Below are 22,130 nucleotides of genomic sequence, written 5' to 3'. Positions count from 1 at the left end.
ATTGCAGTTCCACTAGAAGGGCGCCCCACCGGGCACGGACATATCCCCATTATAGGACTGGCCGGTCTGCAAGCTGCGGAACTACGTAGTTCGCCGAGGTCTATGGAGAGGACGGAAGGCCCTGAAGACAGGGCAAAACTCCGCAATCTGCAGATCGTCCTATAATTCCGGAGTAACCAATTTCCGGAGTGTTCCGTGGCTTCTGCTCGCATCCGTCTCGCCTGTTCGGCGATCCTGCCTTTCGTCGTCGCCAGCCCGGCCTTTGCCCAGGACAAGGTCAAGCTGAGCATCAATGGCAGCGTGCGTGCCCGTGCCGAGACGATCACCGGCCAGTTCCGCCCGAACACGCCCGAGAGCGACAGCTTCCTGTCGTTCCGCACCGACGTGGCGGCCAAGCTCGACATCGGCGCCGTCACCTTCGGCGGCGAAGTGATCGACGCGCGCGGCTATGGCGAGAGCGACAAGAGCTCGGTGCGCACCAGCGAGATCAACGACATCGAGCCCGCCCAGCTCTATGTGGCGGTTCGCCCGGTGAAGGGCGTGCAGCTCACCGCGGGCAAGTTCTCGATGGACATCGGCGCCAGCCGCCTCGTCGGCCGCACCGACTTCCCCAACGGCGTGCCGACCTATCTCGGCGCCAAGCTCGAGGCGTTGGCGAAGAACAAGAACGCGCTGATCCTGTTCTGGACGCGCCCCTTCACCGCGCTGCCCGATACGCCCGCGGACATCTACGACAACAAGGTCCAATTGGATCGCGCCACAGAGAATATCGAATTCTTCGGCGGCAACGCCACACTCGCCAGGCTGTTCGGCAAGACCTCGCTCGAGACCTATGGCTATCGCCTGATCGAGCATGACCGCACCACGCACCCGACGCGCAATCGCCGCCTGGTCACTTTCGGCGCGCGCCTGCGCCGGGCGCCTGCCAAGGGCGCGGTCGACTATGAAGTCGAAGCAGCGCTCCAGCGCGGCCTTGCGCGGGCCACGACATCGGTCAGCGACGTGCGCGACCTCAAGGTCCGCGCCGGTTTCGTCCATGCCGAGGCAGGGCGCACCTTCACCAGCAAATGGGCGCCGCGCGTCTCGGCCATGTTCGATTATGCGAGCGGCGAGACGAAGAACCCCAACACCTATACCCGCTTCGACACGCTCTATGGCGCCCGCCGCGCCGATTTCGGCCCGCTTTCGCTCTACGGCCCGCTCGGCCGCGCGAATATCGTGTCGCCGGGGGTGCGCTTCGAAGCCAAGCCCTCGAAGCGCCTCGACCTGATGGCCTCGGTGCGCGGTGCCTGGCTCGCCTCGGCGATCGACAGCTTCGCCTCGACCAGCGTGACCGACAAGACCGGCAAGTCGGGCAGCTATGGCGGCACCCAGTTCGAGCTGCGCGCACGCCGCTGGCTGGTGCCGCAGAAGCTCAAGCTCGAGCTCGGCGCCGCCTATCTCGCCAAAGGCGGCTTCCTCAAGGATGCACCCAATTCGCCGCATACCGCCGACACCAAGTTCGGCCACGCCGACCTGTCGTTCGCCTTCTGATTTCCGCCTGCGGGCGGTGCCTTAGGTAGAAGACACGGATGGGACACATTCTGGAAACCGCATAAATTACGACATCCGAGAGCAGAAAGTTCCGGGGTCGCAAATTCAGGAGGGCTCATGAGCCCGACGGTTCCAATGCTGGTCCTCGTGGCGCGGGAAGCGGGTCTCCGCAGCGCGCTCGTCGCGCGCCTGTCGATGGCGGGCGGCGATATCGTCACGGTCGACAATCTCGACGATCCACGGGTCGATCGCTGGCTCGCCCATGCGCCGGTACTGATCATCGATGAAGGGGCGCTGGCGGCCCGGGCCGGTGGCGAGGCTGCGCTGCGAGCGGATCCGCGCTGGCGGGCGATCGCCGTGATCGGCGGCTATGCGGAAGAGGGCGGGGTGCCACGGATCGCCTCCGCGGATGCGGCGGCGATCCTCGAGGCGATGTTGCCCGAATGGGGCTATCCCGAACGCTGAGCAGCCTCAGTTCTTCGGGAACATCCCCGCGGCAAAGGCGATGCGCAACGCTTCGGACAGGCTGCGCACTTCCAGTTTCTCCATCAGGTTCGCGCGGTAGATTTCCACCGTGCGCGGGCTGATATCCAGTTCATAGGCGATGATCTTGTTCGAGCGGCCCTCGATCAGACCCTTGAGCACGTCGCGTTCGCGCGGCGAGAGCTTGCCGATTTTGGTCTCGGCAACGTTGACCCGGCTCGCCGCCTCATTGCCCTCCTCGAGCCGCGAGAAGGCGAGGTCGATCGCCGTCATCAGGAACTCGGCTTCATAGGGCTTTTCGATGAAGTCGAGCGCGCCCGCCTTCATCGCCTGCACCGCCAGGCCGACATTGCCCTGGCCGGTAAGGATGATCGACACGAACCGCGGATCGTTCGACACCGAGTTCAGCACGTCCAGGCCGGTCGATCCCGGCATGTGGAAATCGAGCAGTAGCACGCCCGGATCGAGATCCGGCAGCGATTCGAGGAACATATCTCCCGAGCGGAATGCCCGGATCACTAGATCGGAACGTAGGGACAGCAGGCTGTGCAGCGATGCGCGGACGGCGTCGTCGTCGTCCACGATATAGATTGTTTTCGTCATCTACTCTCCACCCTGTTCGCTGGTGGGTAGCGTGAACCGGAACACCGCGCCACCCTCTGGCCGGTTTTCCGCGCTTAGGGTCCCACCATGCGCATCGATGATACGCTTGCTGATGGAAAGTCCAATACCCATTCCACCCCCTTGGCTCTTCGTTGTGGTGAAGCGAGAAAAGAGTTGGTCGAGCATTGGTTCCGGAATCCCGGGTCCGCTATCTGCGATTTCTATTGCGACCATGTCGTCGCTCGACTTGCATGAACTTACGGTGATCCGCCGATCGTCGCCGCCCTGCTGACGAAGAACATCTATAGAGTTGCGCAAAAGATTGACCACAACTTGCTGCACCTGCACACGGTCTGCGAATACGCAGGGTATTTCAGGGTCGAGATCGTAGGTCAGCCTTATATTGAACTGACTGGTTCCTATAAGCACCAGATCGGCGGCATCCCGAATAGTCGGTCCAAGCGGCGTCACGCGCATGTCTACATCGCCGCGCATGGTGAAACTGCGCAAACGGCGGATGATTTCGCCCGCGCGCAGCGTCTGTTCATTGGCCATGCGCAGCATCTCGGCCACGCGCTCGAAGTCCTCGCCCTTGTCGAGCAGCATCCGCGCGGCGGCGAGGAAATTCGAGGTCGCCGCGAGGGGCTGGTTGAGCTCGTGCGCCATGTCCGCGGCCAGTTCGCTCATCGCCGACTGGCGCCCGACATGGGCGATCTCGGCATTGAGCTCGCTCAGCCGCTCCTCGGCCTCGAACTGTTCGGTCAGATCGCGCGCGAAAAGCGTGAACAGCAGATGCCCGTCGACTTGGGCCACGCCCGCGCGCACTTCCATTGGGAAGCGGGCGCCGGCGCGGGTCAGTCCGGTGGCGGCGATGCTCTCGCCGCGCTCGAGCGGCTGCCCGGTCTTGAGGAAGCTGGAAAGCCGGGTCTCGGCGTCCTCGTCCGCCGGATAAGGCGTCAGCATCGAGACGTGATGGCCGAGCACTTCGTGCGCGCGGTAGTCCCACAGTGCTTCGGCTGCGGCGCTGAACACGCGGATCGTGCCTTCCTCGTCGACCGCCAGCATCGCCTCGGGCACCGTCTCGATGATCGAGCGGAGCTGGGCCTCGCGGCGGCGCAGCGCGGCTTCGCGTTCCTCGCGCTCGGTGATGTCCAGCATCGCGCCGACCGCGCGGATCAGATTGCCTTCATTGTCGTAGATCGCGCGCGACGAGCCTTCCACCGCGCGCACCGAGCCGTTGGGTTCGATGAAATGGTAGCGGAAGCTGAAGCGCGGCGCGCGGTCGGCCACGGCCTGCTCGATCGCGTCGATCACGGAATCGACGTCCTCGGGCTGGATCTGGCCGCGCCAGCTGTCGAAATCGGTGATCGTCCCCGGGATCAGGCCCAGCCGCTCCTCGGCGCCCGGCGCCCATTCGATCCGGCCCGACGCCACGTCCCATTCGAACACGCCCACTTCGTGCGTCGCAGTGGCAATGGCGAAGCGCTCCTGGCTCTCGCGCAGCGCGGTCACGGCGCGAGCCCGGTCGGAGACATCGGTCATCTTGTGGATGATCACCGGATCGCGCCCCGCGATCTCCACGCGGTGGATGCGCTCGAGGATCGCGATCTCGCGCCCGTCGCGCGCCGTTTCGATCATCTCCTGCGTCTCGCCCTGAGGGCGGCGGGGAAGGATGGTCTCGGCGCTTTCGCAGCGCGAGCGCAGCAACGCATATTTGTTCTGCCCGCGCGCCTCGGCGGCACTCCAGCCGAACAATTTCGCCGCGCCGTCGGACCAATGGACGATCCGCCCGTCCGGTGCAGTCAGCGCCATCGTTGTGACGTCGATCGCCTCGCTCAGCTCGATCTGCGCCGATTGCTCGCGCGCGACGCGGCTGACCGCCCAATAGGCGATCGTGCCGACCACCAGCACATTGCCGAGCACCGTTAGTAGCTGCACCGGTACGGCGGAGAAGAGCAGCCTGCGCGCCAGCACCAGCTCGAGTAGCGCGGGCAGCACCGGCAGGATCAGCGCGGCGGGGATCAGGATGCGGAGCACGCGGCGGTTGCCGGGGTCGCGCAGCAGCTCGCGCATCCAGCTGAACCCGCTGTTCCAGGCGATCGCCGAGAGCGCGAGCGAGATCGAGATCAGCGCGCCGGGAATCGAAGTAGTGAGCAGCGGCACCGCGGGATCGTTGCCGGGGCGCGAGAACAGGATCACGATCACCGCCGCACCGGCCAGACCAAGTGCCACCGTCGCGGCCAGGCTCCGCATCTCCTTGGCGAGCAGGTCGTGCATGCTCTGGCTGAGCGCGGCCAGCCCCAGCACCAGGAACGCCGCCGCAGGATTCACCCCCGTGCGCCCCGGTGTCGGGAAGGCATAGCTGGTAAGCTCGCTCGGAAAGAGCAGGGTATCGAGGTCGAGATCGGTGCCGGACCATCGCTCGAACAGCGAGACTGCGGCGATCGCGAAAGGTACCGCAAGCGCGGCGATCGCCAGTTGGCGCCGCCCGGCGAACGACGCGAGAAAGCCGAGCGAAAGGCCGATATAGCCGAGCGTCGTCCAGGGCCAGATCGGATATTGAGAGAAGCCAAAGCCCCGCAACGCGGGTAGCCCGAGCAGCCAGCCCAGGAACGCCGCAACGCTGCAAGCGAGCCCAAAGGCGGCGAGCGCAACGGCGACTCGTCGATTCACCGGCGCCGCAACTGCGGACGGCCTGGCAGGGTCAATCGCGACGCGCAACGATGCACCTTCCCCTTCCGGCGACTGTCAATAACACCAATCAACCTCAAGAGAAAATGGGGATAGTCCAGAGTGGTTCAGTCTTTTTTCGAAGTTCACCATCTTACCGGGCCTTGCCAAGTTACCGGCACCTGCGCGATCAGGATTGTTACGCAGTGGGAGTGACTCATTTGATCCGGACGTTGATGATGCTGGGGGCCCTTGCGGGGCTCGCTGCCTGTGACACGAGCGGCAGCCGTGCGCAGAGCGCCTCTTCCGATCCGGCGCCCGCCGCGAGCGGTCCGGGCAAGGGCAAGGGCTATAGCCACGATCCCTATCCCTCCACCTATCATGCCTATCCCGGCGCCCCGACGCTGCTGACCAATGTCACCGTGTTCGATGGCGAGGGCGGGCGGGTTGATAATGGCCAGGTGCTGTTCCGTGACGGCAAGATTGTCGCCGTCGGCCAGAATCTCGACGCAGGCGACGCCACGGTGATCGACGGCAAGGGCAAGTACGTCACCCCCGGCGTGATCGACATCCACAGCCATCTCGGCGACTATCCTTCGCCCGGCGTGCAGGCCAATTCGGACGGCAACGAGATGACCGGTCCGGTCACCGCCGATGTCTGGGCCGAGCACAGTGTCTGGCCGCAGGACCCCGGCTTCGGCCGAGCGCTCGCCAATGGCGGCGTCACCACGCTTCAGATCCTTCCCGGCTCGGCGAACCTGATGGGTGGCCGCTCGGTGGTGGTGAAGAACGTCTATGCCCGCACGATGCAGGCGATGAAGTTCCCCGGCGCGCCCTATGGCCTCAAAATGGCGTGCGGCGAGAACCCCAAGCGCGTCTATGGTTCGAAGGGCCGAATGCCCTCGACCCGCATGGGCAATATCGCGGTCGATCGCGCCACCTGGGCGCGCGCCGTCGAATATAAGCGCCGTTGGGATCGCTATGAGGAAAAGGGCGGCGAGCCCCCCTCGCGCGACCTGGCGATGGACACGCTGCGCGGTGTGCTCGAGGGCGAGATCCTCGTCCAGAACCACTGCTATCGCGCTGACGAGATGGCCATCGTCATGGATATGGCCAAGGAGTTCGGCTACCACGTCTCGGCCTTCCACCACGCGGTGGAAGCCTACAAGATCGCCGACCTGCTCAAGGCGAACAACACCTGCGCCGCGGTCTGGGCCGATTGGTACGGCTTCAAGATGGAAGCCTATGACGCAGTGCCCGAGAACCTCGCCATCCTCGACAAGGAAGGCGCCTGCGCGATGATCCACTCGGACGACGCCAACGGCATCCAGCGCCTCAACCAGGAAGTCGCCAAGGCACGCGCTTCGGGCATCAAGGCCGGCATGAACATCAGCGAGGAACATGCCTGGACCTGGCTGGCGATCAACCCGGCCAAGGCGCTGGGAATCGCCGACAAGACCGGCAGCCTCAAGGCCGGCAAGATGGCCGATGTCGTGCTGTGGAACGGCAACCCGTTCAGCGTCTACACCCGCCCCGAGATGGTCTGGGTCGATGGCGCGCTGATGTACGATGCCAAGGATCCCAAGCGCCGCCCGGTTTCCGATTTCGAGCTCGGCCAGCCGGGCGAGGGGGATGTGAAGTGATGACGAAGAAGCTCCTCCTCGGCGCCACCGCCGCACTCGCTTTCGCTTTCCCCGCCGCCGCGCAGACCGTGGCGATCACCAATGCCAAGCTCGTCGTCGGTGACGGCGGCCAGCCGGTCGAGGGAGGCACCGTCGTGATCCGTGACGGCAAGGTCGTCGCCGCCGGTCCGGGCGTTGCCGTCCCGGCGGGCGTTCGCGTCATCGATGCGGGTGGCAAATGGGTCTCGCCCGGCATCTTCGCCGGCTTCACCCGCATGGGCATTGTCGAAGTCGACGGCGTTGATGAGACCAATGACAGCGGCGCCAGCAGCGCGCCTTTCCACGCCGCGATTGATGTCGCTCCGGCGGTGAACCCCAAGTCGAGCCCTATCGCGATCAACCGCGCCGAGGGCATCACCCGCGCCGTCGTCGCGCCGGACAATCGCGGCTCGATCTTCGCCGGCCAGGGCGCGATCATCGATCTGGGCGCGGACATGGACGCGGTCAGCAAGCCGCGCGCCTTCCAGTATATGGAATGGGGCGAGAATGGCGCGCGTGCCGCGGGCGGCAGCCGCGCGGCGGCCTATGCCACGCTGAAGAACACGCTGTTCGAAGTCCGCGACTATATCCGTGCGCCGGGCAGCTATACCGATCGCGGCAAGGATGCCTTCCTCACCCGCGCCGATGCCGAGGCATTGGTGCCGGTGGTGCAGGGCCACATGCCGCTGCTCGTCCATGTCGAGCGTGCGTCGGACATCCTGGTGCTCCTGCAGCTCAAGAAGGAGATGCCAGGCCTCAAGATGGTGTTCGTCGGCGCGACCGAGGGCTGGACCGTCGCCCCGCAGATCGCCGCGGCCGGCGTGCCAGTGATCGCCACTGCGCTTGCCGACTTGCCCGAGAGCTTCGAGCAGCTCGCCGCCAGCCAGTCCAATGTCGGCCGGATGACGGCGGCGGGCGTCCTTGTCGCGGTCGGCACGCTCAACCAGGACGAGGCGCGCCAGGCTCGCTGGGAGAAGCAGTACGCCGGCAACCTCGTGGCGCTCACCAGGGTGCCCGGTGCGACCGGCCTCGATTGGGGCGCGGCTTTTGCGGCGATCAGTTCGAAGCCGGCCGAGGCGCTTGGCCTGGGCGCCGAGTTCGGCTCGCTTAAGCCCGGCCGCCGCGGCGACGTGGTGATCTGGGACGGCGATCCGCTCGAGATCGGTACCTCGGTGGTCAGTGTGTTTATCGACGGGGTCGAGCAGCCGCTCGACAGCCGCTGGACCCGTCTCAAGCAGCGTTATCTCGATCCGAAGGAAGGCGCATTGCCCAAGGCGTATCAGCGCTAGGAACTCTTGGTTACGGTCCCGCATTGATTGCGGGATCAAAAAAGGGGACGCGACATGTTGAGGAACATCATCGTGCCGGCACTTGCCGCGCTGGCGCTTGCCGGCTGCGGCGGGAGCGAAGGCAATATCACCGCCAACGACGCGGTGCAGGCCGAGCCGCTCAACGCCGCGGACATGGACAATGCGGCGGACCAGACCAACTACAGCGCCGCGGTACTGGCCCAGAACGACGCGCAACGCGGCGCGACCTTCATCCGCGCGCTGCAGGACGCGCCGCTCCCCTGCGACCATGTCGATAAGTCGGTCCGCATCGCCGATCAGGACGGCGTGCCGACCTGGCGCGTCACCTGCAAGGGCGGCACCAACTATATGATCGGCATCCCGCCCAACGGTGTGGCGAAGATCCTTAGCCGCACCGATCGCTAAGGCGGTTCAGGCACCGTTTCCAATCGACTGTAGCCCGCCGTATCCCTAGGGTGCGGCGGCACAGTCTGGATACGAGCGTTGATCACCCAATCTCCCGGGTCCGAAGCCGTCCGCCTCCTGCTGGTGGAGGATGACGAGCCGCTCCGCACCCTGCTCACCGATCAGCTCGAAACGCGCGAATATGAAGTGCGCTCGGTCGCCGATGGCCGGGCCGCGATCGGTGCGGTCGGCACCACGCCGTTCGACGTGATCGTCCTCGATCGGATGCTGCCATTCGTCGACGGCGTCGATGTGCTGCGCTGGCTGCGCGATCAGGAGGTGAAGACGCCGGTGATCCTGCTCACGGCGCTTGGCCGCTTGCCTGAGCGGGTCGAGGGGCTCGAGGCGGGGGCCGACGATTATGTCGTGAAACCCTTCGAGATCGACGAGCTTCATGCCCGCATCCGCGCGGTGCTTCGCCGACGCGATGCCGCCAGCACTGACAGCGCCACGGTCACCGCCGGCGATGTCACGGTCAGCGTCGCGCGCCACCGCGTCACCCGCGCCGGCCAGCCGATCGAGATGCACAAGACCGAGATCAAGCTGCTCGCCGAGCTGGTCCGCGACGCCGGCACCGTGCTCACCCGGCCGCTGCTGCTCGAGCGCGTCTGGGGCTATGATTTCGTGCCGACCACCAACATCGTCGATGCGCACATCCGCCGCCTGCGCCAGCGGCTCGAAATGCCCGGGCTCCCCGATCCGATCGTGACGGTGCGAGGCGTCGGCTACATGTTCCGCGGCTGAGGCGCGTGGCGCCGTTCCGCTCGCTCCGGGCGCTCGCCTTTGCCTTCATCGCCGCGATCTCGCTGGCGACCCTGCTCACCTTCGGCGCGGTCTATTTCGCACTGCTCGGTGCGATCGACCGGCAGGTGGACAAGCGCCTCGCCGGTGAATCCGCCGAACTGCTCCAGGACAATCCGGACGTCGTCCTGCTCGCGCTGCGGATCACGGCTGAGAGCCATCGGCGCGATAGCGGCGATATCGGCTTCCTGCTCGTCGATGCACGCGGGCGGCGGCTGGCGGGCAATATCGCGCCGAGCGCGCCGATCCCGCTCGGCATCTCGACGCTCGATCGCGGCGCCGGCATCCTCGGCCTGACTCGCGGCCGCGCATTGGTGGAACGCCTGCCCGATGGCTCGATCTTCACCCTCGCGGCGGAAAGCGAGCCGATCGATCATCACGATACGCAGCGCGTTCTGATCCTCGCGCTCGGCTTTGGCGCGATTCTGCTGCTGGTCGTGCTCGGCATCCTCGCGCTCAGCCTGTCGATCCGCCGCAATATCGAGGCAGTGCGCGCCGCCGCCGAGGCGATCGTCGAGGGCGACCTGCGCGCCCGCGTACCGGTCGCCGCGCCGGGCACTGCCTTTGGCCGCCAGGCCGGCGCATTCAACCGGATGCTCGACCGGATCGAGGCGCTGATGGCCAGCCTCGCCCAAGTCTCGAACGATGTTGCGCACGATCTGCGCACGCCGCTCGCCCGTCTCCACGGCCGGCTGGCCCTGCTCGCTGAGCAGCCCGGCGCTGCGCCCGCGCTGCACGATGCCGCGGCGGAGAGCGAGGACCTCCTCGCCATGTTCGCCGCGATACTGCGCATCGCCGAGATCGAGGGCGGCGACCGCCGCGCGATGTTCGTCCCGCTCGATCTCGGCGCGCTCGTCACCGATGTCACGGAATCGCTGGAAGTGATGGTCGAGGATAGCGGCCGGACGCTCCGTCTCGGCACCCTCGCGCCCGCGCCGGTCGACGGCGATGCAAGGCTGCTCACCCAGCTGCTGGTCAATCTGATCGAGAATGCGGTCAACCACACGCCGCCGGGTGCGATGATCACCGTCGCGGTCGCAGCGCAGGCCGGCAGGGCAATGCTCACCGTCACCGACAACGGCCCCGGCATCCCCGAGCCCGACCGCGCCCGCGCGCTACGCCGCTTCGGTCGCCTCGATGCCAGCCGCGGCAGTCCGGGCCACGGACTGGGCTTGCCGCTCGTCCAGGCGATCGCCTGGCTCCACCACGGCACCCTCGAGCTTGCCGACGCTGCTCCGGGACTTGCCGCGCGGATCAGCCTGCCGTTGGCGCCCTAAAAACGGAAACGGCCCGGATGGGATACCATCCGGGCCGTTCCGCAATTGGGTGTCAGGGTCAGAACTTGACGCTGACCTCGCCACCGATCGTGCGCGGCGGGTTGAAGTTGGCATAGTCGCCGAGGATGCCGCCATAGTTGGACGACACCAGCGCGCCGTTGGCGCCATAGTTGAGCACCGGCGACGAGTTCGCGTTCGAGCGGCGGTAGATATAGGTGTGGTCGAGCAGGTTGCGCGACCAGACCGAGAGCGTCACCGAGCTGCCGTTGCTCATCGCGATGTCGGCGAGCGCGATGCGGCCGTTCACGACGAAGCTCGGGTCGGTCTTGGTCGGCTCGAGCTGGAAGCTATACTGGCTGCTCGCATAGTTGGCGTCGAGGTGGACGCGCACATTGGCGCCGCCCGCGACGGGGACCGGCAGCACATAGTCGATCGCGCCCGATGCCGCGTTGTTCGGCGTGTACACGATGTAGAGCTGCTGCGGCAGGCCGCCGGTCAGCGGATTCACTGCCGAAGGCGCCTTCCAATAAGTATAGGCATAAGAGGCCGAGAGCGTCAGCTCGCGGGTCGGCTTCAGCGTCAGGTCGGCTTCGACGCCGCGGATCTTGGTGTCCCCGGCATTCTGCGTCTGCTCGATATGGCTGCCGTTGGTCGGGCTGGTCGCCGCCGTATCGAACAGGTCGAAGTCGAACTGCGTGTTGCTGCGGTTCATGATGTAGCCGGCCAGGTTCAGGCGGGCGCGGTGGTCGAGGAAATCCATCTTCGCACCGATTTCATACGACTTCACCGATTCCGGCGCGAATGCGTTGAATGCCTGCGAACGGTCGTTGGCCCCGCCGGCGCGGAAGCCGGTCGAGTATTTGGCGTAGAAGTGGATGTCCTGCGACGCGTCATAGGCGACGTTGAACATCGGATCGAAGCGGCTGATGCTGTTCTCGAACGTGAACGGCTGCACGACGTTGTTGACGACGTAGAGGCTGCCATGGCGCTTGTCGTTGGTGAAGCGGCCACCGGCGGTGAAGTGCAGCCCGGTGCCTTCGGGCGAGAAGGTCAGGTTGCCGAACGCCGAATAGTTATGGTCCCAGGCCTTGCTGGCGCGGGTGATGAACTGGCAGCTGTTCGCGAACTGCGGGACGGTGCCGGCCAGCGTGTTCACGCACGACGAATTATAGGGCTGGTAGCCCGAGTTCGCGCTGGTCACCGTGCCCGAGACGATCGGGCTGCGGATGCTGTAGGCGGTGCCGTCCGCGTTCCACAAATTGCTGAGCGGGGTCGCGGCATATTCGGTGGCGTGCTCGGTGAAGTAATAGGCGCCGACGACGAAATCGAACTGGTCGAAGCTGCCGACAGCCTGGAGCTCCTGGCTGAACTGGTGCTGGTCGAGGAACGACAGGCTGTAGCGGCTGAAGTTGGTGTTCGGCGCGAAGGTGCTGCGCTCCGGACCGCCCGAATTGTCCCACTGGTCGGTGCTGACGCCGCGCCATGCGGTGATCGAGCGCAGCTCGATGCCCGGTGCGACCTTGTACTTCAGGTTCGCGCTCGCGCCGTGCGTGATGTCGACGCTCGACTGCTGCGGCACGCCGACATCGGCGACATCCTGGCGGTCGGAATGGACGCCGACCAGCGGTGCGCGCGGCGCGACGCAGGGGAGGCGGCCGGCTGCTGCCTGCGCCACGGTAATCGTGCCGCCGCATGCCGTGGCGGTGCCCGGCAGGTACAGCGTGGTGCCGACCGTGCCGCCTGCCGGCGTGTAGCTGCCGACGACATAGTTGTTCGGGTTGAAGTTGATCAGCTGGCTATACTGGGGCGTATTGTCATCCTTGGCATAGTCATAGGAGAAGTCGGCGGTCAGGCCGTCGACCGGGGTCCAGCGCGCGGCGACGCGGCCGCCCTTGCGGTCGTAATAGTTCCAGCCGGTCGATCCCGCGAGCGGGTCCTTCACGGTCGGATCCTGGTGCTGGTAGACGCCGTCGAACTTCAGCGCGATGTTGGCGAAGGCGGGCAGGTCGATATGCGCTTCGGCATTGCGGCTGCCGAAATTGCCGGCGCCGGCAGTGACGCGGCCGTCGAACACGCCGGTCGGTGCCTTGGTCACCAGGCTCAGCGCGCCGCCTTCGGTGTTGCGGCCGAACAGCGTGCCCTGCGGACCCTTGAGCACTTCGATGCGCTCGATGTCGAACAGCGCGGCGTTGAGGCCCTGCGTCTTACCGAGCGCGACGCCGTCGATATAGACGCCGACGCCGCCGTCGCGGGCGGTCTGGTTCTGGTCATAGGGCACGATGCCGCGGATGCCGATGGTCAGCGCCGACTGGCGTGCCTCGAAGGTCGCGACGCGCAGCGAGGGGACTGCGCCGTCGGCCAGGTTGAACAGGCTCTGGACATGGCGGTCCTCAAGCGACCCGCTGCTCAGCACCGAGATCGAGATCGGCGTTTCCTGCAGATTGGTCTCGCGGCGCTGCGCGGTGACCACGATGTCGGCGATGCCGTCGGTATCGGCCGACTGATCGGCGGCCTGCGCCGTGGTCGGTGCGTCGGCAGCGGCGACCTGGTCCTGGGCGAGCGCCGGCGTGGCCGCCAGCGCGAGCAGCGTCGTGCCCGCCAGCAGCGACAAACGGAAGCGCGAAAGATTTGGCATAAGGTGTAACCCCCAAGTCAGGTCCATTCCTGATCGAAGGCGCCCTACGCAGAGTCGGCGGCAGTAATATTACACTAATAGTAACACTATACTAGTTGTCGTTTCATTTTCGTTTCATAAATGGGATTATTCGCGAAAAATCCAAGACCATATTTATAATTATAGTAGCGTTGACGTCGAGGTAATCAAAAAATTCGCACTAGGGCGAAGGCTCAATTTTATTACTTGCAGGGAAAATTCGGAAAATTCCCTTTTGTCGTTTCAATATTTATTATTCCACCCAAACAAAAAGGGAGGCCCCACCGGGAGCCTCCCTCTCAGTTCAGCTGATTGCAACGATCAGAGGCCGACCAGGCCGCCGTCATTCTTGGTGATCACCACCACCGCCGAGCGCGGGCGGATCGTGGCGCCGGCGGTGCCGGTGGCCTGGCTGTCCGGCCAGTGGCTCGAAGGCGCCGCCGGGGTGCCGTTCTCGCCCGGGTGCTGGATGCCGACGAACAGCGTGCGGCCGTCCGGCGTCGAGTCCACACCGGTGATCTCGCACTCGAGCGGGCCGACCAGGAAGCGCTTGAGCGTCGCCGCGGTCGGAGCCGCACCCACACGGGTTGCCTGGGTCGACGTGACCGCGGCAGCGCTGCTGTTAGTGATCGTGCGCGCGCCGCCGTCGCCGACGGTACCCGGCATCGCCGCCAGCATCATGCAGTTGGTCACGTCGGTGAAGGCGCTGTCGTCGGTCTGGAACCACAGCAGCGGCTTCACCTGGCCGGCCGCGTTGCTTGCGCGACTGAAGTACAGGCCGTCCGGGCTCGAAAAGTCCTGGTCGGCGGTCAGGCCCGAGACGTTGATGTTGGTCGCGTCCAGGTCCGAACCCGAACCGAACAGGTAGATGTCCCAGGTGAAGGCCGTGGCGTCGGTCGTGCCACCCGTCTCCTTGAGGCGGATGATGTGGCCGTTGCGGTTGCCGCGATCGGGCTTGGGCGGATCGACATAGACGCGCGGGTTGGCGGCATCGGTGCGGCGCTGGCTGGCGGTCGGCGTGTCGGTGCTGACGACGCGGTTCGCGTTGTTGGTGAGCGTCAGATAGACGTCGCCGGTCACCGGGTTCACCGCAGTCCATTCCGGACGGTCCATCGGGGTCGCCCCGGCGGCGTCGGCGGCAAGGCGCGGATTGACCAGCACGTCGACCTGGTTGGCGAAGGCATAGGGCGCATAGCTTGCGTCGATGCCGTTGCTGCCGAAGGTCAGCGCCTTCCAGGCGCCCGTGCCGTCGGCGTTGAACACCGCGACGTAGAGCGTGCCGGCGTCCAAATACTTGTCGCCGATCGACAGGCGATCGGTGGCGTCCGCATCGGCGGCGACCCAGGCGGTGTTCGAGACGAACTTGTAGAGATACTCGTTCACCGCGTCGTCGCCCATGTACCAGGCCGGCTTCTTGCCGACGACGAACGCGCCCGGCCAGCAGCCCTCATGGCCCATGCGGCCCAGCGCGGTGCGCTTACGCGGCGCCTTGGTCTTGTCGTACGGGTCGATCTCGACAACCCAGCCGAACAGGTTCGGCTCGTTGCGGAAATCGTCGGTCGCGGTGGCACCCGTGACGCGCGCGTCCCAGCGGCGGAACAGCGTGTTGCTGGCATCGGCAGGAACGACGGTCGACCAGCCGTAATTGCCGTTGCCGGTCACGCCGTAGCGGGTCAGCGCGGTCAGCTCCTTGGCGGTCCGGCCGGCGACATCGGTAGTGGCGCGGCGGAAATAGCCGGCCCAATTCTCTTCGCAGGTCAGCGCCGTGCCCCAGGGCGTGGTGCCGTTGGCGCAGTTGTTGATCGTGCCGCGGGCCGTGGTGCCGTCGGTCGAGAAGGCGGTCTTCAGGAAGTCCGAGCCCTTCACCGGCCCGTTGAACACCATCGGCGTGCTCGGGGTCAGGCGGCGGTTGAAGGCCGAAGTGGCATTCACGGCCCAGGCGCGGCCGGCACCTTCGCTGACTTCGGTCACCGAGACGCCGTGGCACTCGATTTCCTTGATCGCTTCGCTCTCGGGGCGAACGCCCGCGGTCGCGCCGGCGACGTGGAGATACTGCTGGTTGATGTTCTCGTGGTTCTGCACGATCAGGCCGCGGGTCGAGCTGGTCGCGTCACGCGCGCCGGCGGCATTCAGGCCATACCAATAGAGCGCGTCGCCATGGTCGCCGATGCGGCCGGCGAAGTTGGTGTCGGTGCCGTCATTCTTGTAGGCGGCGACGCCCGGCAGGATCGGATCACCGGTGCGGTTGATCACCGTCACGGTGTAGCCGGCGGGCACGCTCACGACGTCGAGCTTGTTCTTGGCGATCGCGGTGAAGCCGAGCACGGCGGGGCTCACCACGATGTCGACCTTCGAGATCGACGACGGGCCCGAGCTGTTGGCGGCCGCGAGCTGGAAGCTCAGCGTGGTGGCGGCGCTCACCGAAGGCGCGATGAAGCTGGCGGTCAGCGTGTCGGCGCCGGTCAGCGTGACGGTCGGGCCGGCGACCTGGGTCCAGGCATAGGCCGAGGCACTGCCGGTGCCGGTGAGCGTGACCGGCTTGCCCGAGGTGGTGGCGCCGTTGGTGCCGGCGCTGACCGTCGGGCCGGTGCCGTTGTCGTCGAAATTGCTGTCGCAGGCCGCAAGGACCGAGCTGCCCATGGTCGCGGCAACGATCGCCGCGCCGCCGCGCTGCAGCGTGTCGCGGCGCGAGTAGCGCTGCTCGATCAGCGAGCCGAGCGTCGGGCCGCTATTGTGGATGTTCGTGTCGACGTCGCCATCGGTATAGCCGATGCCGGTCTCGGTCAGGTTGGTCATGGAAAATCCCCAAGCAGCCGAGTCACTGGCGACCCGGTTGGCTGGTCATTTGGAAGGCCCAGATGACGTGGACATGCGATTGTCGTTTCGCGCGCGTGACTTTTCTGTTGCCACTTGATGACGCTTGGCTTGAGGGTGTCGCTGCGCTTAAGCATGCGCCCGATGGATGCCGGCAAACCCGACCCCAAGGCCTCGCCGCCTGACAGCCTGTCCCACCGGCTCTCGGCCAAGCTGGACGGCCTGCGCCTGCCCGTAGGAAGCTGGGGCACCGCTGCTGCCTTGGGCGCGCTGATCGCTGCCGGGCCGCTGCTCACCCTGGTCGGTGCCAACCTGCTCGCGAAACATGAAAAGCGCGCGACCCTTCAGTTACAGAACCAGATCGCCCCGCGCCTCGAAGCCGAAGAGACTGCGCGCGCTGCCCGCACCGCGCTTGCCAATGCGGCCGGCCGCGCCTCCCCAGGCGAAGTGCTCGAGCTGCTCGCCGGGGTGCTGCCCGCAGAGGCTTCGCTTACCCGGATCGAGCGCACCACCGACGGCGGGCTCGAACTCGACGTCGCCGGAGGGGATCCCGATGGCCTGCGTGCCGCAATCCGCCGCGCGCCCGAATTCGCCGGCATGCGCAACACCAGCCAGCGCCGCACCGATGCGGCGATGATCGTCTCCATGCGCGAGGATGCGCGATGAAGCTGCCGCCGCTCGTAGTCGGTGGGATCGCCGGGCTTGTCCTTGCGGTGCTGCTTGCGCCCTTCACCGGCGCTGCATGGGGCGACCTCACCCGCTTCCGCGCCGAACATGCCGTTCTTGCGGCCGAGGCAGCGCGACCGGCAGCGCCGCCGCCCTTGCTCGCACCCGGCCTTGCGCTTGGCGTGGCGGATCCGGCGGCCGGGCGGGCGGCGATCATGCTGCGCACCCGCGCGCTGGCCCAGGCCGGCGGCGTGCTGGTCGAGGAGATGAGCGCAGCCCCGTCGCCCGCCGGCGTCGTCGCACTCCGCATTCGCGTCTCCGGTGCGGAGAAAGCCGTTGTCGCGTTTGCCGACGCGCTGGAGCGCGGCAGGCCGCTGATGCGCATGCGCAGCTGGCGGATCGAGCCGATCCCAGGCGGGGGCGTGCGGCTGATCGGCGAGGTAGTTGCGGCATGGCAGTGAAGCTTCGCCCCGAATGGACCGCGCTCGCGGTGGTCGGCGCGCTCGCCGTCGCGATGCCGCTCGTCCTGCTGCTCCCGGGCAAGGCCGGCAAGGCCCCGCCACCCGCGCCGCTGCCCGCGCCGATCGGGGCAGGGACGATGCCCGTACTCGCCCGCGCTTATGAACGCCCGATGTTCGGCACCGCCGAACCCGCCGAGGCACCCTCCGACGCTCCCCAGCTGGTCGGCATCGTCGGCCGCCTCAATGTCGATGCGGTGGCCCTGGTAAAGGGCAGCGACGGCACCACGCGCACGCTCAGGGTAGGCGAGAGCGCGGATGGTTGGAGCCTCGCCAGCCTGGCGATCGACGCAGCCTTCTTCACGCGCGGCGGGGAGCGGGTCCGCGTGCCGCTGCCGATCGAGCCGAGCGGAGCCGAGACGCCCCCGGCTCAATAAATCCCGTCAATCTCCACTGTCAGCCGCGGCGTTGGCGGGGCGAGCAGCAGGCTGCCGCGCTTGATGTTCTGGATCTCGTCCGCGCGCAGCCGATTGTAGCGGTCCTTCGATGCCGCCGCCGCATCGGCGCCGTCGCGCAGGATCGTCGGCTTGAGGAAGATGAACAAAGTCCGCTTCTGGTGCTGCTCGCGCCGGCTCTTGAACAGCTCGCCGACGATCGGGATGTCGCCCAGGATCGGCACCTGCTGGCGCGTGTCGGTATAGTCGTCCGCGGTCAGCCCGCCGAGCACGATCGTCTGGCCATTGTCGGCGAGCACCGTGGTGGTGATCGCGCGGCGATTGGTGACGAGGTCCGAAGCGGCCTGGGTCTGCGCGGTGGCGATCGACGAGGCTTCCTGGTTGACCTGCAGCCGGATCGTATCGCCGGCATTGACGCGCGGCAAGACGCGCAGCGTAATGCCAACGTCCTTGCGCTCGATCGTCGTATAGGGGTTCACCGTCGTCGAGTTGGTCAGGATCGAGCCCGTCAGGAACGGCACATTCTGGCCTGAGACGAACTCGCCCGCGACATTGTCGAGCACGGTGATCTGCGGGGTGGAGAGCAGGTTCGCGCGGGTCGAAGTGCCCAGCGCCTGCACCAGGATCGAGAAATCGTCACCGATCGCGATATTGGCGTTGAGCCCGTTGCCGAGCACCGAGCCCACCGGCACGCCCAGCGCCTTGAGGATCGTGCCCAGCGACGCGCCCGACTGGTCGAACGAGGTCGCCGCGCCCTTCACCTGGTTGAGCACCGCGCCGCTGGTGCCGATCTGCACGCCCAGCTGCTCGGCATCGTCGCCGGTGATCTCGGCGATCGCAGCCTCGATCAGCACCTGCGGGCGGCGCACGTCGAGATCGGTGATCAGCGGTTCGATCGAGGCGATCGCGGCAGAGGTGCCGCGGACCACCACGGCGTTCAGCTCCGGCGCCGGCTGCACGGTCAGCTCGGGGGTCGAGAAGCCCTTGGGCGTCGGCGTCTGCACATTCTGCATCACCGTGCCGCTGGTATTGGCGCTCTGCATCGCGCTGCCCACACCGCCGCTGGTCGAGGCCGCGCTGTTCGACAGTGCTGACAGGTTGTTGCCGCTGCCCGAGCTCAATCGCGCGAAGGGATTGGAGGCGCTGTTGCTCAGGCTGTTCGCCACCGCATTGTCGCTGCTGTCGCCCTGGCCGAGCACGCCGCGCAGCACGTCGGTCACCGTCTCGGCATCGGCATAGTTCAGGCGGAACATCCGCGTGATCGGCGTCGCGCCGCCCGGCTGGTCGAGCGAGATCAGCATCTTGCGCGCCTCGGCGACCGAAGCCGGCGTGCCGCGCACGATCACTGTGTTGCTGCGCGCATCGGCCGCCACGCGGGTGCCTTCGCCGAGCACCGCCTGGAGCGACTGCGCCACGTCGGTTGCGTTGCCGTTTTTCAGCGCGAGGGTGAAGAAGGTCGCGCCGCTACCACCGTCGAGCTGGCGGGCGATCGCCTCTACCCGGCGGACATTGTCGGCATAGTCGGTGATCACCACCGCATTGGGCGTGCTCAGCGGCTCGACGCTGCCGAAGGTCGCGACCAGCGGGCGCACCACGCGCGCGACGTCCGCCGCCGGCACGTTCTGGAGGCGGACCATCCGCGTCACCAGCTCCTGGCCCGAAGCGCCGCGGCTCGGAATGCCGCCGTCGCGCACTGCGTTGGCCGCCGGCACGATCCGCCAGGCCCGGCCCGAACGCACCGCCGAGAAGCCGTTCGCGCGCAGCACCGACTGGAACAGCTCCCACACGCCCGAAGGCGACAGCGGCGTCGACGAGGTGACCGTCACCACGCCCTTCACCGCGGGATCGAGGATCAGCGTGCGCCCGGTGATCCGCGAGATCTGGTCGGCAACGTCGGAAATCTCGACGCCACGCATGTTGACCACCACGTCGCCGGTGCCGGCGTCCTGCGGGGCAGGGGCGGCAGGCGCCGTCTGAGCGATGGCGACCGTATCCAGGGCGATCCCGGCGAGCGCGAGGGCAGCGATGGCGGAGCGAATCTTCACAGGGGGCACTTTCTAGCGAAGCGGCACGGTAAGCGTCATTCGCTTCCCGTCGCGCAGGATCTGGATCTGGGCGGAGCCGCTCGCCTGGGCAGCCGCGAAGGCGCCCTGGGCTGCGGCGGGATCGGCTAGCGACGTGCCGTTGAGCGACTGGATCACGTCGCCCGCCACCATGCCGGGCGGGCCATTTTCGCCGATCCGGTAGCCGACGCCGTTGATGCGGCTGGCATCGAAGCGCTGGAGGATACCGGCTACCGCGGCCTGGGGCGGCGCTGACGGTGCGGTGCTGGCCGGCGGCGGACCGCCGGCGGGTGCGGCCCCCGGCACCAGCGGTGCGGGCCCGGCGGCAGGCTGGCCCGAAGCGGCGGCCTGGCGCTGCTCGGGCGTCATCGTCGGATCGGGGAAGGCGAGGAATTCGTTGCGCCCGCCATTGGCCAGGATCACCCGGTCGCGCAGGATCGACTGGACGGTCGCGCCGTTGATGTTGTCGCCGATCTTATATGCCTTGGCCGGCTGGCCGCTGATCGAGATGAAGGCAGTCGAAAGCTCGGCAGGGCTCGCAGCGATAACGCCCTTCAGCTCGAAGGGCAGGCTGGTCGCCTGGCCGGCTTCGGATACCGAAGGCTTGCCGAACGGAGCCAGCGCCACCGCTGCCCCGATGTCGGGCGCCAACGCCGGGCCGGTGCTGCCCGAAGGCACGGTGATCGCGCCGGTGCCGGCATGGCCGGCGATCCGCCAGGTGAGGCCGGCAAGCGCGATCGCCACCGAGACGACGACGGCGCCGGTGAACAGGTCGAGCCCGATGCGCGCCTGGCGCGGCGTGAGAGTGAGGGCAGCCATTACAGCTTCCGTCCGTCCACGAAGCCGTCGAGCGATGCAAGCGCGCTCTTCTCCTGCCCGGCGAACACCTCGACGCGGACGCGCTGGATCTCGGGGTCGTCGGTTCCCCGCCGATCGACCGCGACCCGCCATTGCCGGCCCATCATCTCCACCTGATCACTCCCCGGCGCACCCGCTTCCAGCTCTGCGAGCCGGTTCTCCGCGACCCACATGGCCGTAGTGCGGCGCTCCATCGCCCGGGTCGAATCGATATGCGCCTCGACCGCGCGCATCAGCCCGACGGTGGCGATAGCGAGCACGGCAAGCGCGACGAGTGCTTCGATAAGGGAGAAGCCGGCGTCGGCTGCACCGTCATCCGGCGAAGTGGCTGCTCCCCGGCGAAAGCCGGGGATCAGCTCTGCGGGAAGGGCGGGGCGCAGGCTCACAGCTTCAGCACCACCGCCGGAAACGCCCGCACGGTCATCCCGTCATACACCACGGTCCAGCGCTTCTGCCCGCTCTCGATCACTGCCTGCATCGGCCGCCCGGCGCCGTCGACGCCCAGCACGACCGGCGGCTTCACGCTCAGCGTCATCACCATGCCGCCGGGCAGCTGGTGGAAGCCGAACGCGTCGTCGGTCCTGGGCACGGTCTTGCCGTCGCGGCTCATCATCGCGAAGCCATAGCCGTCCTTGCGCACGGTGAAGGCGATCGTCCGGTCGCCGAGCATCGCGTCATCGGCGGCGGCCTGCAGCCGGGTCGCCAGCCGGCGCGCCTCGGTTTCCACGCTGGGGGCACGCGTCACCGATCCCATGCCGAGCGCCACCGCGCCCGCCATCACCGCGATGATGACCAGCACGATCATCATCTCGATCAGCGTCATGCCCTCTTCGGAGGGGCGACGTGCAATGGTGCCGGTCCCCCCCAAGCGAATCATCCCTTGCCGTCGATATCGGCGTCCACGCCTTCGCCGCCGACCTTGCCGTCCTTGCCGAGCGAGCGAATCGTGTAGCTGCCGCCCTGGTTGGTATATTCATACGGCTTGCCCCAGCCATCCTCGGCGGGCGACGACAGATAGCCGCCCTGCGGGAAGGTCTGCGGCAGCGGCGGCGTCGTGGTCTTCTCGTTCAGCGCCTTCAGGCCCTGCTCGGTGCTCGGATAATCGCCATTGTCGATGCGGTACATCGTCAGCGCGGTCTTGATCGTCGCGATGTTGCTCTTGGTGGCGACGGCCTTGGCCTCGTCAGGCCGGCCCATCACGTTCGCGGCGACAAGCCCCGCCACGATCGCGATGATCACCAGCACGATCATCATCTCGATCAGCGTAAGACCGGCCTCGCCATCGGGAACGGCGTGCTTGCGATTGGGCACCTGAGGTGCAATGTCATGGAACTGTTTCAAAACTATGCGCATCCCCGCCCCATGCGTCCTGCCCATGAAG

Annotated in this window: 19 protein-coding genes; 10 read left to right on the top strand and 9 right to left on the bottom strand. The window is 66.9% G+C overall.

The annotated features are described in order from the left end of the window. Positions 1–195: 195 nt before the first annotated feature. Together HZY97_RS14995 and HZY97_RS14990 are read left to right on the top strand one after the other, a co-directional pair. Complete coding sequence (locus HZY97_RS14995) at positions 196–1,533, top strand: alginate export family protein (protein ID WP_180145357.1); 1,338 nt, start codon at positions 196–198, stop codon at positions 1,531–1,533. A 117-nt stretch (positions 1,534–1,650) separates the two neighbouring features. Further along, on the top strand, positions 1,651–1,998 hold the full coding sequence (locus tag HZY97_RS14990) for a hypothetical protein (RefSeq protein WP_180145354.1): 348 nt from the start codon (positions 1,651–1,653) through the stop codon (positions 1,996–1,998). 6 nt (positions 1,999–2,004) lie between these two features. On the opposite strand, the gene HZY97_RS14985 is transcribed toward HZY97_RS14990, so the two are convergent. Together HZY97_RS14985 and HZY97_RS14980 are read right to left on the bottom strand one after the other, a co-directional pair. Further along, a complete protein-coding gene (locus HZY97_RS14985; protein WP_180145352.1) occupies positions 2,005–2,619 on the bottom strand; it encodes a response regulator transcription factor in 615 nt (204 codons plus the stop codon). Then, the gene (locus HZY97_RS14980; RefSeq protein WP_180145350.1) at positions 2,620–5,292 is read right to left on the bottom strand and encodes a PAS domain S-box protein; all 2,673 of its coding nucleotides are present in this window, start codon (positions 5,290–5,292) and stop codon (positions 2,620–2,622) included. 236 nt (positions 5,293–5,528) lie between these two features. Between HZY97_RS14980 and HZY97_RS14975 the strand changes: the two genes are divergently transcribed. The 5 genes from HZY97_RS14975 (at position 5,529) to HZY97_RS14955 (ending at position 10,782) form a co-directional block, all read left to right on the top strand. Next, a complete protein-coding gene (locus HZY97_RS14975; RefSeq protein WP_180145348.1) occupies positions 5,529–6,932 on the top strand; it encodes an amidohydrolase in 1,404 nt (467 codons plus the stop codon). Further along, on the top strand, positions 6,932–8,239 hold the full coding sequence (locus HZY97_RS14970; protein WP_180145346.1) for an amidohydrolase family protein: 1,308 nt from the start codon (positions 6,932–6,934) through the stop codon (positions 8,237–8,239). Before HZY97_RS14975 ends, HZY97_RS14970 begins: the two co-directional genes overlap by 1 nt. A gap of 54 nt (positions 8,240–8,293) precedes the next feature. After that, entirely contained in the window at positions 8,294–8,665 is a 372-nt protein-coding gene (locus HZY97_RS14965) for a hypothetical protein (RefSeq protein WP_180145343.1), read from the top strand. Positions 8,666–8,743: 78 nt separating this feature from the next. Beyond that, a complete protein-coding gene (locus HZY97_RS14960) occupies positions 8,744–9,448 on the top strand; it encodes a response regulator transcription factor (RefSeq protein WP_180145340.1) in 705 nt (234 codons plus the stop codon). 5 nt (positions 9,449–9,453) lie between these two features. Continuing rightward, positions 9,454–10,782, top strand: a complete 1,329-nt coding sequence (locus HZY97_RS14955; protein ID WP_373684385.1) for an ATP-binding protein — start codon at positions 9,454–9,456, stop codon at positions 10,780–10,782. A 58-nt stretch (positions 10,783–10,840) separates the two neighbouring features. Here HZY97_RS14955 and HZY97_RS14950 read toward each other — a convergent pair whose 3' ends face one another. After that, the gene (locus HZY97_RS14950; protein ID WP_180145337.1) at positions 10,841–13,417 is read right to left on the bottom strand and encodes a TonB-dependent receptor; all 2,577 of its coding nucleotides are present in this window, start codon (positions 13,415–13,417) and stop codon (positions 10,841–10,843) included. 339 nt (positions 13,418–13,756) lie between these two features. Next, the gene (locus HZY97_RS14945) at positions 13,757–16,231 is read right to left on the bottom strand and encodes a PhoX family phosphatase (protein ID WP_180145334.1); all 2,475 of its coding nucleotides are present in this window, start codon (positions 16,229–16,231) and stop codon (positions 13,757–13,759) included. Positions 16,232–16,384: 153 nt separating this feature from the next. Here HZY97_RS14945 and HZY97_RS14940 point away from each other — a divergent pair, with 153 nt between their 5' ends. From HZY97_RS14940 to HZY97_RS14930, 3 genes are read left to right on the top strand one after another with little or no spacing between them, the layout of a single operon-like run. Next, positions 16,385–16,915 (top strand): hypothetical protein, encoded by a 531-nt coding sequence (locus tag HZY97_RS14940; RefSeq protein WP_180145331.1) that lies wholly within the window; start codon positions 16,385–16,387, stop codon positions 16,913–16,915. Continuing rightward, positions 16,912–17,376: a hypothetical protein gene (locus HZY97_RS14935; protein WP_180145328.1), complete on the top strand. Its 465-nt coding sequence runs from the start codon at positions 16,912–16,914 to the stop codon at positions 17,374–17,376. The genes HZY97_RS14940 and HZY97_RS14935 overlap by 4 nt, the downstream gene beginning before the upstream one ends. After that, a complete protein-coding gene (locus tag HZY97_RS14930; protein WP_218943083.1) occupies positions 17,367–17,810 on the top strand; it encodes a hypothetical protein in 444 nt (147 codons plus the stop codon). The genes HZY97_RS14935 and HZY97_RS14930 overlap by 10 nt, the downstream gene beginning before the upstream one ends. Here HZY97_RS14930 and gspD read toward each other — a convergent pair. Genes gspD through gspG form a run of 5 tightly spaced genes read right to left on the bottom strand, consistent with a single transcriptional unit; the run spans position 17,804 to position 22,060 of the window. Next, complete coding sequence (gspD, locus tag HZY97_RS14925; RefSeq protein WP_373684384.1) at positions 17,804–19,873, bottom strand: type II secretion system secretin GspD; 2,070 nt, start codon at positions 19,871–19,873, stop codon at positions 17,804–17,806. The two genes, HZY97_RS14930 and gspD, sit on opposite strands and share 7 nt — an antisense overlap. Positions 19,874–19,885: 12 nt before the next feature. Continuing rightward, positions 19,886–20,710: a type II secretion system protein N gene (locus HZY97_RS14920; RefSeq protein ID WP_180145325.1), complete on the bottom strand. Its 825-nt coding sequence runs from the start codon at positions 20,708–20,710 to the stop codon at positions 19,886–19,888. Beyond that, entirely contained in the window at positions 20,710–21,135 is a 426-nt protein-coding gene (gene gspI / locus HZY97_RS14915) for a type II secretion system minor pseudopilin GspI (RefSeq protein WP_373684383.1), read from the bottom strand. The genes HZY97_RS14920 and gspI overlap by 1 nt, the downstream gene beginning before the upstream one ends. Beyond that, positions 21,132–21,626: a prepilin-type N-terminal cleavage/methylation domain-containing protein gene (locus tag HZY97_RS14910; RefSeq protein WP_257215092.1), complete on the bottom strand. Its 495-nt coding sequence runs from the start codon at positions 21,624–21,626 to the stop codon at positions 21,132–21,134. Before HZY97_RS14910 ends, gspI begins: the two co-directional genes overlap by 4 nt. Continuing rightward, entirely contained in the window at positions 21,623–22,060 is a 438-nt protein-coding gene (gene gspG / locus HZY97_RS14905) for a type II secretion system major pseudopilin GspG (protein ID WP_373684382.1), read from the bottom strand. The genes HZY97_RS14910 and gspG overlap by 4 nt, the downstream gene beginning before the upstream one ends. Positions 22,061–22,130: the final 70 nt, after the last annotated feature.

The organism is Sphingomonas sp. R-74633, from assembly GCF_013416555.1.
GTDB lineage: Bacteria > Pseudomonadota > Alphaproteobacteria > Sphingomonadales > Sphingomonadaceae > Sphingomonas.
Note: the sequence above shows the minus strand (reverse complement) of the source record. Positions and strands in the feature narration are given on the sequence as shown.